The sequence below is a fragment of the Halopseudomonas oceani genome (assembly GCF_963677335.1).
GTDB classification, from domain to species: domain Bacteria; phylum Pseudomonadota; class Gammaproteobacteria; order Pseudomonadales; family Pseudomonadaceae; genus Halopseudomonas; species Halopseudomonas oceani.
This window is the reverse complement of record NZ_OY781932.1, coordinates 1,926,700-1,940,127: the sequence shown is the minus strand read 5'-3', so window position 1 is coordinate 1,940,127 and position 13,428 is coordinate 1,926,700. Positions and strand designations below refer to the sequence as shown.

Here is a 13,428-nt window from a genome sequence, read left to right as displayed (position 1 = left end):
AAGCGGCAAGCTTCAAGTCACACCAAGCCGCAGTTGCTTGCAGCTTGCGGCTTGCAGCTCGTCGCTGATGATTTAGAGCACCGCCTTCGGATACGACCCCAGCACCTTGAGCGCTACCGATTCGTCGTTGATCTTCTCCAGCACATCCCTGATCAGCGGGTCGTGCTGATGGCCGAAGAAGTCGATGAAGAAGACATAGGTCCACTTGCCGCTGCGCGACGGGCGGGTTTCGATGCGACTGAGATCAATACCATTGGAGTGGAACGGCTGCAGCAGATGATGCAGAGCACCCGGCTTGTTACGCATGGAAACGATGATCGATGTCTTGTCGTCACCAGTCGGCGGAACCTGCTGGTTACCGATGATCAAAAAGCGCGTGGAATTGTCCGGGCGATCTTCGATCTTTTCAGCCAGACGGGTAAGACCATAGAGGTCAGCAGCCATATCACCGGCAATCGCTGCCGAGTTCCACTCACCCTTGACCCGGCGCGCCGCGTCAGCATTGCTGGAAACCGCAATGCGCTCTACGTTGGGGTAGTGGGCATCCAGCCACTTGCGGCACTGCGCCAGCGACTGAGCGTGGGAATAGACCCGGGAAATCTTGTCGGTCTTGGTGTTCTCACCCACCAGCAGATGGTGGTGAATGCGCAGCTCGACTTCGCCACAGATCACCAGATCGTGCTCCAGGAAGCTGTCCAGCGTATGGTTGATCGCGCCCTCGGTGGAGTTCTCCACCGGCACCACACCAAACTGGACGGCACCAGCGGCAACTTCACGGAAGATTTCGTCGATTGCTGCCATCGGTACGCTGACGACCGAATGGCCAAAATGTTTCAGTGCTGCGGCCTGGGTAAAGGTGCCTTCCGGACCGAGGTAAGCCACCCGTAGCGGCTCTTCCAGTGCCAGGCAGGCAGACATGATTTCACGGAACAGACGCGCCACTTCCTCGTTATCGAGCGGGCCCTTGTTCAGCTCCATGATGTGCTTCAGCACCCATGCCTCGCGCTCCGGACGATAGAACACCGGCTTCACACCCGGTTCCAGCGCCTTCTGCTTGACGTGAGCAACAGTCTGCGCGCAAGTCGCTCGCTCGCTGATCAGGTCAAGAATCTTTTCGTCAATGGTGTCGATGCGCTTACGCAGCGCCTTCAACTGATCTTCATCGGACATGAGTATCAACCGTGCTGCTTTTCGAACTCGGCCATGTAGGCCACCAAAGCGTCAACCGCCGCTTGCGGCACCGCGTTATAGATGGAGGCACGCATGCCACCCACCGAGCGGTGACCCTTCAGGTTCAGCAGGCCGCGCTCTTCGGCCCCCGCCAGGAAGGGTTTGTCGAGACGGTCATCGGCCAGGCGGAACGGAATGTTCATCCAGGAACGATCGGCCACGTTGATCGGGTTGGTGTACAGCTCGCTGGCATCAATCGCCGAATACAAAGCTTTCTGCTTGGCATCGTTGACGCGCTTGACCACCTCAAGACCGCCCTGCTCCTTCAACCACTGGAAGATCAGGCCAGACAGGTACCAGGCAAAGGTCGGCGGCGTGTTGTACATCGAGTCGTTCTTCGCTGCGACCGCGTAATCGAGCATGGTCGGGCAGCTGGCACGGGCACGCCCCAGCAGGTCTTCACGCGCAATGACAACTACCAGACCGCTTGGGCCAATGTTCTTTTGCGCGCCGGCGTAGATCATGCCGAACTGCGAGACATCTACAGGACGGGAGAGAATGCTCGAAGACATGTCCGCTACCAGCGGCACCTCACCGGTCTGCGGTACCCAGTTAAATTCCAGACCACCAATGGTCTCGTTCGGGCAGTAGTGCACATAGGCCGCATCCGCAGACAACTGCCACTCGTTCTGACCGGGAATCGCAAAGTAGTCGTAATTTTTTGCGCTGCCGGCAACGTTGACGCTGCCATAGCGCGAGGCTTCTTCAATCGCCTTGCGGGACCAGATACCGGTATCGATGTAGTCAGCGCTGCCACCGTCCGGCATCAAATTCAGCGGGATCTGGGCAAACTGCTGACTGGCACCGCCCTGCAGGAACAGGACCTTGTAGTTGTCAGGAATGGACATCAGGTCGCGCAGGTCCTGTTCGGCCTGCTGGGCGACGGCAACAAACTCATCACTGCGGTGACTCATTTCCATGATCGACAGGCCTTTGCCCTGCCAGTCAAGCAGCTCGGCCTGAGCCCGCTGCAGCACCGCTTCCGGCAACGCGGCTGGCCCAGCACAGAAATTGAACAGACGCTTACTCACGATTACTCCTGATCATCCACGGGTTGCTGCTCGTCACTTTCCGGAAGCTGGGCATCACCTTCTGCGGCGGCTTCCTCTTCCAGCTCAATATCGTCTTCCGACGGTTCCTGCACACGCTCCAGCCCCACCAGCTTCTCTTCTGTCGCCAGGCGAATCAGCATTACGCCCTGGGTGTTGCGCGACAGGCTGGACACTTCGCTGACCCGGGTGCGCACCAGTGTGCCCTGGTCGGAAATCAGCATAATTTCCTCACCGTCCACTACCTGTACGGCACCGACCAGCGCACCGTTGCGCTCGTTGGACACCATCGCGATCACGCCCTGGCCACCACGGCCGCGACGCGGGAATTCCTCCAGCACGGTGCGTTTGCCGTACCCCCGTTCGGAGGCGGTCAGAATCTGCGCCTGTGGCTCGGGAATCAGCATGGAGATCAGACGCTGGCCAGTCGGCAGACGCATGCCGCGTACGCCGCGCGCAGTGCGCCCCATGGTGCGCACATGGCGTTCCTTGAAACGAATGACCTTGCCGCCGTCGGAGAACAGCATGATGTCGCGCGAACCATCGGTAATGGCCGCGGCGATCAGGGTGTCACCCTCCTCCAGGCGCAGCGCAATCAGACCGTTGCTGCGCGGACGACTGAACTGCACCAGCGGGGTCTTTTTCACCGTGCCGCGAGCAGTCGCCATAAAGATGTAAGCGCCGGTCGGCTCGTCATTCTCGTCATCATCACCGTCAGCCTCGGCGTCAGCTTCAGCCTCAACCTCGACGGCTTCGCCTTCGATCACGCCGGCGTCGTCGTCCAGCTCGTCGCCCTCTTCGGCACTCTGCTGCTGCAGGGCTTCGAGATCGATTTGCAGCATCGCGGTAATCCACTCACCCTCTTCCAGCGGCAACAGATTGACCAGCGGACGCCCCCGCGCAGTACGCGAGGCTTCAGGGATTTCGTAGGTCTTCAGCCAGTAGACCTTGCCGCGGCTGGAGAACAGCAGCAGCGTGGCATGACTATTGGCAACCAGCAGGTGTTCGACGTAATCCTCGTCCTTAACCCCGGTTGCGGCCTTGCCACGACCACCGCGGCGCTGTGCCTGATAATCGGTCAACGGCTGACTCTTGGCATAGCCACCATGGGAGATGGTGACCACACGCTCCTCTTCGGTAATCAGGTCAGCGATGGTCAGGTCCATCCGCGAGGCGACGATTTCGGTACGGCGTGCGTCACCGAAGGCGGCTTTGACCTGTTCCAGCTCCTCGACGATCACTTCCATCAGGCGCTCGTGACTATTGAGAATGCGCAGCAACTCGCCGATCTGCTCAAGAATCTGCTGGTACTCGGTGAGCAGTTTTTCATGCTCCAGGCCGGTCAGGCGATGCAGACGCATATCCAGAATCGCCTGCGCCTGCTCGGCGGACAGGTAGTACTGACCATCGCGCAGCCCGAACTCCTCACCCAGCCCGTCAGGACGACAGGATTCAGCACCGGCACGCTCAACCATCTCGATCACGGTACCCGGCGCCCAGGCAGCAGCGAGCAGGCGCTCCTTGGCCTCGGCCGGGGTCGGCGACTGCTTGATCAGCTCGATCACCGGATCGATATTGGACAGCGCAACCGCCTGACCTTCAAGGATGTGACCACGCTCACGGGCCTTGCGCAGCTCATAGACGGTGCGACGGGTAACCACCTCACGGCGGTGGCGTACGAAGGCTTCCAGCAGCTCCTTGAGGTTCAGGATCTTCGGCTGGCCGTCGAGCAGGCCGACCACGTTGATGCCGAATACACTCTGCATCTGGGTCTGGGCATAGAGGTTGTTGAGGATAACCTCAGGCACTTCGCCACGACGCAGCTCAATCACCACGCGGATACCGTCCTTGTCGGACTCATCGCGCAGCTCGGTAATACCCTCAAGCTTCTTCTCTTTTACCAGCTCGGCGATCTTCTCGATCAGACGCGCCTTGTTGAGCTGATAGGGCAATTCGGAGATGACAATCTGCTGGCGACCGCCAACCTTGTCGATATCTTCAATATGGCAGCGCGCCCGCACGTAAATGCGGCCACGGCCGGTGCGGTAGGCTTCAACGATACCAGCGCGACCGTTGATGATGCCGGCGGTCGGAAAATCAGGGCCCGGAATGAATTCCATCAGCTCGTCGATGCTGATGTCGGGATTACTGATCACAGCCAGACAGCCGTTGATCACTTCGGTCAGGTTGTGCGGCGGAATGTTGGTCGCCATACCGACAGCGATACCACTGGAACCGTTGACCAGCAGGTGCGGAATCTTGGTCGGCAGAACGTCAGGAATTTGTTCCTTGCCGTCGTAGTTAGGTACCCAGTCGACGGTTTCTTTGTCCAGATCAGCCAGCAGTTCATGGGTCAGCTTGGCCATCCGCACTTCGGTGTAACGCATTGCGGCAGCATTATCGCCGTCAATGGAACCGAAGTTGCCCTGACCGTCGACCAGCGGATAACGCATGGAGAAGTCCTGCGCCATACGCACGATGGTGTCGTACACGGCAGAGTCGCCGTGCGGGTGGTACTTACCGATTACGTCACCAACAACACGGGCCGACTTCAGGTACGGCTTGTTCCAGTCATTACCCAGCTCACTCATCGCATACAGGACGCGACGGTGTACCGGCTTGAGACCGTCGCGCACATCCGGCAGCGCACGACCGACGATTACGCTCATCGCGTAATCCAGGTAGGACTGCTTCAGTTCGTCTTCGATATTGACTGGAAGGATTTCTTTGGCCAGTTCACCCATGAAACGGCATTCCTTTTATTGTCGGCAACCCATTGATGCCAAAAGCATTAGTCACATGCGCAAGGAGGACGAACACGCCGACCAACCCTCACCGCGGGCCAAGGCCCGCAGCGGGACGCGTCCCGCCCGATCAAAGCGACAGAGGATACCACAGACAAGGCGCTGGCGGGAGCACGAAGCACACCCGCCACACAGCCTCAGTGGAGCTGGCGAACGCTCATCAGGCTGGCTACTTTTCGCTCGTCAGGCTGCTCGATAATGCCCTTTTCGGTGACAATCGCATCAATCAGCTCAACCGGCGTAACCTCTAGCGGAGACGACTCGCCACCACCACCGGTCAATGACCCGCTGCCAAGCTGATCCGGGCCAAGGTCGTCCGCATCCGCCAGTGACATATCGATGGTTGCAGTAGACGCGACGACCATAAAACGCAGCCCGTGATGCATAGCCAGAATCGCCAGCATGTAGCTGCCCAGCGGGCCGATAACATCGCCGTTGGCAGCAATGCGCTCGGCACCGACCAGCACCCAGGTGACCCCGTCGTGTTTCATCAGCCGCCCGGCCTCGACATCGGCATGCAGCGCCGCCGGCGCGCCGCTGCGCAGCAACTCGGACAACCCCAGCGAAGCGCTCGGCAGCAACGATCGCCCCTCGTTGACCAGCACCTCCCCGACCAGCCCGGCCGCGCTGGCGGTGCGGGCGACCCCATAGGTGGTGCCGCCACCACCACCGGACAGATCACCGCCGTAGCCGTGCAACATGACCCGGTGCACCGGCGCCTGGTGCCGGCGCAGCAGTTGAACACCCAGCTTGGCCATTGTCTGGTTGGCCTCCCGGTCGGCTGCCTGAATAGCCTGAGCCGCCTGCAACAGGCGCACAGCCATGTCATCAGTTGGACTGGTGCTGGCAATGGTTTGCCGCATGATGCCGAGCGCCCAGTGCAGGTTAGCCGCCATGGGCTGTACCGCCGCCAGCTCGTCCAGCAACGGCTGCAGGGCTGTCAGCCAGTTTGCGGGAGGCACTGGCCTTCGGGCCGCCAGCGCCAGCGCATAGGCCGCCGCAATCCCCAACGCTGCAGCTCCGCAGACCACGCCATCACGCATGGCAGCCAGCACCTGTGCCGGATTGCCGCACTCAATCGCCACCACCTGATCAGGCAGCACCCGTTGGTCCAGCAGCCTGACTTTGCCTTCCGCCAGCCATACCAGCCCTTGCAGCGGCTGATCAGCCGCCATCGTATCCACATGCAACATGAGCGAACCCCCTATTCCGGCACTGTCATTCGTTGCGAACCACAGCTACTTTCACGCTGCATTTGCGCACCACCAGCAGGTATACTTGCCGACCATGATGCAAGGTGAACTGAACATGACCACGCTGCCCCGTGAGCTCGATCTACTGATCGTGCCACGCTGGATCGTGCCCGTTGTCCCGCACGGCCAGGTACTTGAAAATCATGCCCTGGCAGTCCATCAGGGGCGCATCGTCGGCATTGTGCCGGTGGCCTCCGCCAACGCGTTAACCCCACGCGAGCGGCGCGACCTGCCAAACCATGTGCTCATTCCCGGCCTGATCAACGCCCATGGCCACGCAGCGATGACGCTGTTCCGCGGCCTGGCCGACGACCTGCCACTGATGACATGGCTGACAGACCATATATGGCCCGCAGAAGGCCGCTGGGTCAACGCCGATTTTGTCCGTCTGGGTACTGAGCTGGCGATTGCCGAGATGCTGCGCGGCGGTACGACCTGTTTTTCCGACATGTATTTCTTCCCTGATGTCGCCGCTGCCGCAGCAGCCGACGCCGGCATACGCGCCCAGCTCTGCTTCCCTGTGATCGACAACCCGATTCCAGGGGCACGTGACGCGGCCGAGGCCGTCGCCAAGGGGCTGCGCCTGCGTGACGAGATGCGCCACAACGCCTTGATCAGCGTCGCCTTTGGTCCACACGCACCGTACACCGTGGGCGACGAGACGCTCGGCCGTATTCGTACCCTCGCCGACGAGCTGGATATGCCGATTCAGATGCATATTCACGAGACTGCCGGTGAAGTTGCCGACGCCGTTGCACAGACCGGCATGCGTCCACTGCAGCGACTCCAGCAGTTGGGCCTGCTTGGCCCTCGCCTGCAGGCCGTGCATGCAACCGAGATCAACGACGAAGACCTCGCACTGCTGGTCGAATACGGCGTGCAACTGATCCACTGCCCCGAATCAAACCTGAAACTGGCCAGCGGCATGATGCCGGTTCAGCGTCTGCTGGATAGCGGCCTCAACGTCGCCCTGGGCACCGACGGTGCTGCCAGCAACAATGACCTGGATATGCTCGGCGAAATGCGTACTGCGGCCATGCTGGCAAAAATCGTCAGCGGCGCACCAACGGCGCTGGATGCCCATAGCGCATTACACATGGCCACGCTCGCCGGGGCACGGGCCCTGGGGCTCGACGAGGAAACTGGCTCTATCGAAGTCGGCAAGGCGGCCGACGTTACCGCCGTTAACCTGTCCGGGCTGGCCCAGCAACCGCTCTACCACCCCGTTTCGCAGCTGCTCTACACCTGCAACGCCAGCCAGGTAAGCGATGTCTGGGTGGCTGGCCGCAGCAAACTGCGTGACGGCCAACTGATTGGAATAGATACGCAATCCATTCTCCAGCAGGCCCGCAGCCTGGCTGAACTCATTGCCAAAGGGGATACCCATGAGTCTTAACGTCGACCGCGCCGAAATCGCCAAGTTTGAAGCGCTGGCAAGCCGCTGGTGGGACCGCAACAGCGAATTCAAACCGCTGCACGAAATCAACCCGCTGCGCACCAACTGGATCGACGAGCGCGTCGGTCTGGCGGGCAAGAAGGTGCTGGACGTTGGTTGTGGCGGCGGCATTCTGGCGGAAGCCATGGCCCAGCGCGGCGCCCAGGTCACCGGTATCGACATGGGCGAAGCGCCACTGGCCGTTGCCCGCCTGCATCAATTGGAGTCTGGCGTCAGCGTCGAGTACGACCAGAGCACCGCCGAAGAATACGCCGAGCAGCATGCCGGCACCTTTGATGTGGTCACCTGCCTGGAGATGCTTGAGCACGTACCTGACCCGGGTTCGGTCATCCGCGCCTGCGCTCGCCTGGTCAAGCCCGGCGGCCAGGTATTCTTCTCGACCATCAACCGCAACCCCAAGTCATTCCTGTTTGCGATCGTCGGTGCTGAATACGTTCTGCGCATGCTGCCGCGTGGCACACACGAATTCGCCAAGTTCATCCGCCCGGCGGAACTCGGCCGCTGGATTCGCGACGCCGAGCTGGACCTGCACGACATCACTGGCCTGACCTTCAATCCGCTAACCCGCACCTACAAGCTGGAAGCCGATGTCGACGTCAACTACATGGTCTACTGCCAGCGCGGGATCGACGCCTGATGCTTAGCGGCGTTCTATTCGACCTTGACGGCACCCTGCTGGACACCGTGGAAGACTTCATGGCGGTGATTGACAGCATGCTTGACGAGCACCAGCGCCCACGGGTTGCACCCGAGCTGGTCCGTGCTCAGGTCTCAGACGGTTCGATCGGCATGCTCTCAGTGGCCTTTGCTACGCGCCCCGGTGAGCCCGGCTTTGACGCCCTGCGCGACGAGTTTCTGACCCGCTACGAACGCGCCCTCGCCGTGCATACCCGACCGTTCCCCGGCATCATGCCGCTGCTCGACTGGCTGGATACCGAAGGCCTGCCTTGGGGCGTGGTCACCAACAAGTTGAGCCGTTTCAGCATCCCACTGATGGAACAGATTGGCCTGTCCGAGCGTTGCGGCAGTCTGGTCTGTCCCGATCAGGTCAGCCAGGGCAAACCGCACCCGGAAGCTGTATTCAAAGCCTGCGCAGAGCTTGGTATCAGCCCGCAGCAGTGCGTCTTCGTGGGTGACCACCTGCGCGACATCCAAGCTGGCCGCGCCGCCGGAATGGACACCATTGCAGCCCTCTACGGCTACCTGCCAGCGGAAGAAGACCACACCGCCTGGCAAGCAACCCACAGTGTTTACACCGCCACCGACCTGCAGCCTTGGCTCCTTGGCCGGCGCAATCTGGAGACAATTGATGTTTGACTACACCGCCCCGGCCAACCTGCTCGAAGGCCGCGTTATTCTGATCACCGGCGCTGGCGATGGTATTGGTCGCGCCTGTGCCCTGAGCTGCGCCGCACACGGCGCCACCGTCGTTTTGGTAGGCCGCACCCAGAGCAAGCTTGAAGAGGTCTACGACGCCATCGAAGCCGCAGGCCACCCGCAGCCGGCGCTATGCCCCCTCAACCTGGAAACCGCCACAGAGAAGGACTACGAAGACCTCGCCGACCAGCTGTTTGACGCCTTCGGCCACCTGGACGGGCTAGTGCACAACGCGGCAGAGCTCGGCCCACGCACGCTGCTCGACAGTGTCAAGACCGAGGCCTGGATGCGGGTCATGCAGGTCAACGTCAACGCGCCCTTCCTGCTGACCAAGACGATGATGCCACTACTTCGCGCCGCCAGTGACGCATCCGTGGTACTGCTTTCCTCCAGCGTCGGTCGCAAGGGTCGTGCCTACTGGGGACCCTATGCAATCAGCAAGTTCGCTGTTGAAGGCATGATGCAAGTCCTCGCCGATGAGCAGGATGGCACCAGCAACATCCGCGTCAACAGCCTGAATCCGGGAGCAACCCGCACCCGCATGCGTGCCCGGGCCTACCCCAACGAACCCGTGGAGACCAACCCCGAGCCGGAGGCCATCATGCCTGCATTTCTTTACCTGCTTGGTCCCGATAGCCGTGAATGCAATGGTCAGGCCTTGAACGCCCAGTAAGGCGACATTTTGACGAAGCCTTGCCGCCGCCCGTCAGCCAGTCGACTGAGGGCGGCATTTTTTTGCCGTTATCGCCGCAAAAAATCACGACAAATAACACAACATACTGATTTAATTGACTTTATTATAATGGCACATTGATTGCTTTGATGCCTGTATCAGCAAATTAGCGGACACAGCCAACATGCCAGTTCAGGGAAATACCATCGACTTCGACTCGGCGCGCGTAAAGCTAGGCCATAGCAGTACCCAGCAGCGCCGTAACGGCAAGCCGGCCGCCACATTTCAGAACACCCAGCGAAATCTGATGCAGAACCTGCAGACCAGTCTCGAGCTTGATCGGGTACTCCAGGTATTCTTTTCTGCGCTACAAGACCTGTTGCTGATCGACAGCCTGGAATACCGCCATACCAGCGTGACTACACCGCTCCTTTTCGGGCAGCCTGGACTGCACCGCTGCAGCTATCGCATGTCCCATGCCGGCAACTATCTGGGCGAGCTTCAGCTGAGCCGGCAGACGCGCTTCGCAGAGGATGAACTGCTCAGCATCGAAGGGCTGCTGGCTACCCTGATGTTTCCGCTACGAAACGCCCTGCTCTATCGAGAGGCGCTGGCGTGCGCCCTGAACGATACCCTGACCGGCGCTGGCAACCGCCTGGCACTGAACCAAAACCTGGAACGCGACATCCGGAGCAGCAAACGCAGCGGGCAGCCGCTGTCGCTGATGGTGCTTGACGTTGATCACTTCAAGAGCGTCAACGACCGCTATGGTCACGCCTACGGCGACGAAGCCCTGAAGGCAATGGTTGACTGCGTTACCGCCACACTGCGCAACGTTGACTGTCTGTACCGCCTCGGCGGCGAAGAGTTTGTCGTGTTGCTGAACAATACTGACGCCGAAGCCTGCCATCTGGTGGCGGAGCGAATTCGTCAGTCGATTGAAGAACTCCAGTTCCAGATTGATGGCCAGCCTCTGCCCATGACAGCCAGCCTTGGCCATGCCACTCTGCGTTCACAGGACGACGCACGCAGCCTGCTGGACCGCGCCGACCAGCGCATGTACCAGGCCAAACGCAACGGTCGTAATCAGGTGATTGGGACGGAATAACAAGAACGGGAGCAGCGAACGCTGCTCCCGGGTGACTCAGTGAGTCTGCGCCGGTTTGTTGGCAAGATAATCTTCGAACAACAGGTTCGCGTTACCCAGTGACATCAGGTGCGCGTAGACCCAACCGAGGAAGCCCGCCTTGTTCAGCGCCAGCACCTGCTCGTCGGCAAGCGCCAGGAAGCGCTCCTCGTCCACCGCGTGGAAATCCTTGAGGACGAAGCTTTCACCGCTTGCATGGGTCAGCTTCAAGGTACGCGGTACCAACAGATCCATTTCACGCAGCATTGCCACGAACTGACGTGTGCGCTGCATCTCGGCGGTAAAGTTCTGCAGGAACTGAATCATTTCATCGAGATAAGCACTGTTTTCACCGGTTTCGGCAAACAGTTCACGACCTTCCTCTTCATTCCAGCCCGCGTAAGCCTCGTCGAAGCAAACGGTGAATTCATCGTTTTCAGACTGCGCCAGCACAAAGGGATAACGGCGAATAAAGGCCGGAACATAGGTATTTGAGCGCCACTGTCCGGAGTCACCGACAAAGCTGTTCAATCCCTGTTTAAGACCCATCAACGCAATCGGACTGAGCCCATCGCCTTCACCGATAAACACAATCGGATAACTGCGCGCCGCCTGGAAAAACTCGAGCCCGGCGAGCGGCACAATATGCGTCCCTGCGGCGAACTCGCAACCCTTGTCGGTTTTCAACTTGAGCGCTTTGTGCTGATCGCGGTTGAGCGCCTTGATTTCCTTGTAAAGCAACAACGTTGACATCCTTCTACTCCCTGTCCGGACTCTGGTCCGGTTGTTTCGTTTTTCCCAATGCCCGAGCCTATCGGAAAACCAGCTGCAGCAATACCTGTCCGCTGTCCTGATCGGGCACTACGTCCTTGAATGCACCTGCAACCACCAGGCTTGCAGAAATCCTGTCGTTCCACCAGCGACTGTTGACACCAGCACCACCGCTGATCAGATCCACATCTTCGTCGCCCAACTCCATGGCTCGGCCGTAATCCATAAACACAAACGGCTGCCAGCGCTGACTGAGATGCCAGTAACCCTCCACACTAAGGTTCACCCCCCATGGTGCGGTAATGACACCCGGCTCATAACCGCGCTGGGCGCTGATACCACCAAACTGCTTGTGCAAGGCTGACGGCAATTCTTCCTGACGAGTCGCATACTGCCAGCCGGCCTTGCCTACCAGCTCGTACTCCTCACCGAGTTGTCGTGAGGAGTAAAGATCGCCGGTGAGGATAGTGAAGTTGCCACTCTCTCCAGTCAGGGCGTTATCTGGCGAGGCCTGACGAATGCGCTGCTCGTAGCGGGTGTACCAGGGCGCCGCCCGGTACTCGAACTGGCCCTTGACGAACACTTCCTGAATATCCACCTCACTCAGGGTAACGCCCTCCAGCGTCGTCTCCGAGGTCTGGAAGGTATACCCGAGTCCGCCCAGAAGCAGCCAACGATCAGACAGCCACCATGGCTGGTCGAAGCCCAGGCCATAGTTGCTGGAGTCCCCTTCAATATTGAGATCCGCCAGCGGCCCGCGTTTGATCTCCATGGTATTGGCTCCCGCCTCAATCCAGGCAAACCCGTTGCTGCGGGTAACCGGGCGGGTATAGCGCAAATTCATGTACTGGCTGCCACGCGTTCCAACCAGCACTGCGCTGATGTTGTCGGCTGCGCCGGTCGGCGAGAACCAGTTGAAGGTACCACCAAGCTGCTCGTAGCCGGTGCCTTCACTGCCGTAGTTGTTGGCAAACAGAGACCAGGAAAAACGCTTCGGTTCAAAGCGCTCCAGGTCAACCCGAGTAGTACCAAAGCGTTCGCCGGGCGCCAGACCTGCGGAAAGCTGCGGCCCCTGACTGGTGGCATTGAAGCGCCGAATCGCCTCGATCAGCATCGGACTATTAAGCGTTTCCCCCTCCGTGAGGCTCAAGCGTTCACGGTAGAAGCTCTCGTCAACAGCCTGCGCCTCACCACTGAAGACCACGCTATCAAGCTTGGCTTCCACTAATACGACGCGCAACTGCCCGTCTTCCAGCGACTGCGGTGGGATGATCGCCCGTGCCGTCAGTTGGCCACTGTCGGCGTAGCGCTGATTCACCTCACGGATCATCGCGTTCAGGTCGGCAAAGGTAATCTCGCGGCCAACGTAGCGGCCAGCTATCGCCTTCAGTTCATCCTGCGACAGGAACACCGACTGGTTGAAGCTGATACCACTTAGCACGAAAGGCGGGCTGTCGGCAGGCAGTGCATCGCCCTGCTCAGGCTGCTCACCCGGGATGGCCGGCACTTCGATTCGACGCGCTCGTTCCTCTATCTCCTGCTGACGCCGCTGAGCATCGATCTGCTCGCGCTGCAAACTGGGATTGACCTGCCCGGCGCTGACGCCACCAGGCAGAACCACCTGAGCCTGGGCAACACAGGGCAACAACGCAGCCACTGCCAGCATCCATACTCGCTTACTGTTCCTTG

The 13,428-nt window shown here is 60.1% G+C and carries 11 protein-coding genes; 5 read left to right on the top strand and 6 right to left on the bottom strand.

The window, feature by feature from the left end; genetic code table 11:
* Positions 1–72 precede the first annotated feature (72 nt).
* The 4 genes from pheA to ACKPCU_RS09045 all read right to left on the bottom strand — a co-directional run bounded on the left by pheA (position 73) and on the right by ACKPCU_RS09045 (position 6,276).
* Complete coding sequence (gene pheA / locus ACKPCU_RS09060; protein ID WP_104738186.1) at positions 73–1,170, bottom strand: prephenate dehydratase; 1,098 nt, start codon at positions 1,168–1,170, stop codon at positions 73–75.
* A gap of 5 nt (positions 1,171–1,175) precedes the next feature.
* A complete protein-coding gene (gene serC, locus ACKPCU_RS09055) occupies positions 1,176–2,261 on the bottom strand; it encodes a 3-phosphoserine/phosphohydroxythreonine transaminase (RefSeq protein ID WP_104738185.1) in 1,086 nt (361 codons plus the stop codon).
* 2 nt (positions 2,262–2,263) lie between these two features.
* Positions 2,264–5,023, bottom strand: coding sequence for a DNA gyrase subunit A (gyrA, locus tag ACKPCU_RS09050; RefSeq protein ID WP_104738184.1), 2,760 nt, complete (start codon positions 5,021–5,023; stop codon positions 2,264–2,266).
* 197 nt (positions 5,024–5,220) lie between these two features.
* On the bottom strand, positions 5,221–6,276 hold the full coding sequence (locus ACKPCU_RS09045) for a translation initiation factor eIF-2B alpha/beta/delta subunit family protein (protein WP_321351550.1): 1,056 nt from the start codon (positions 6,274–6,276) through the stop codon (positions 5,221–5,223).
* A 115-nt stretch (positions 6,277–6,391) separates the two neighbouring features.
* Here ACKPCU_RS09045 and ACKPCU_RS09040 point away from each other — a divergent pair, with 115 nt between their 5' ends.
* The 5 genes from ACKPCU_RS09040 (at position 6,392) to ACKPCU_RS09020 (ending at position 10,950) form a co-directional block, all read left to right on the top strand.
* Positions 6,392–7,732, top strand: coding sequence for a TRZ/ATZ family hydrolase (locus tag ACKPCU_RS09040; RefSeq protein ID WP_321351548.1), 1,341 nt, complete (start codon positions 6,392–6,394; stop codon positions 7,730–7,732).
* Entirely contained in the window at positions 7,722–8,429 is a 708-nt protein-coding gene (ubiG, locus tag ACKPCU_RS09035; protein WP_104738182.1) for a bifunctional 2-polyprenyl-6-hydroxyphenol methylase/3-demethylubiquinol 3-O-methyltransferase UbiG, read from the top strand. The genes ACKPCU_RS09040 and ubiG overlap by 11 nt, the downstream gene beginning before the upstream one ends.
* Positions 8,429–9,109 carry an HAD family hydrolase gene (locus tag ACKPCU_RS09030; RefSeq protein WP_321351546.1) on the top strand — a complete coding sequence of 227 codons (681 nt, stop codon included), beginning with the start codon at positions 8,429–8,431 and terminating at the stop codon, positions 9,107–9,109. Before ubiG ends, ACKPCU_RS09030 begins: the two co-directional genes overlap by 1 nt.
* Positions 9,102–9,842, top strand: coding sequence for a YciK family oxidoreductase (locus tag ACKPCU_RS09025; protein ID WP_321351544.1), 741 nt, complete (start codon positions 9,102–9,104; stop codon positions 9,840–9,842). The genes ACKPCU_RS09030 and ACKPCU_RS09025 overlap by 8 nt, the downstream gene beginning before the upstream one ends.
* A 184-nt stretch (positions 9,843–10,026) precedes the next feature.
* Complete coding sequence (locus ACKPCU_RS09020) at positions 10,027–10,950, top strand: GGDEF domain-containing protein (protein WP_321351542.1); 924 nt, start codon at positions 10,027–10,029, stop codon at positions 10,948–10,950.
* A 36-nt stretch (positions 10,951–10,986) separates the two neighbouring features.
* Here ACKPCU_RS09020 and ACKPCU_RS09015 read toward each other — a convergent pair whose 3' ends face one another.
* Positions 10,987–11,721: a SapC family protein gene (locus tag ACKPCU_RS09015; RefSeq protein WP_321351540.1), complete on the bottom strand. Its 735-nt coding sequence runs from the start codon at positions 11,719–11,721 to the stop codon at positions 10,987–10,989.
* A gap of 58 nt (positions 11,722–11,779) precedes the next feature.
* Positions 11,780–13,396 (bottom strand): ShlB/FhaC/HecB family hemolysin secretion/activation protein, encoded by a 1,617-nt coding sequence (locus tag ACKPCU_RS09010; RefSeq protein WP_321351538.1) that lies wholly within the window; start codon positions 13,394–13,396, stop codon positions 11,780–11,782.
* Positions 13,397–13,428: the final 32 nt, after the last annotated feature.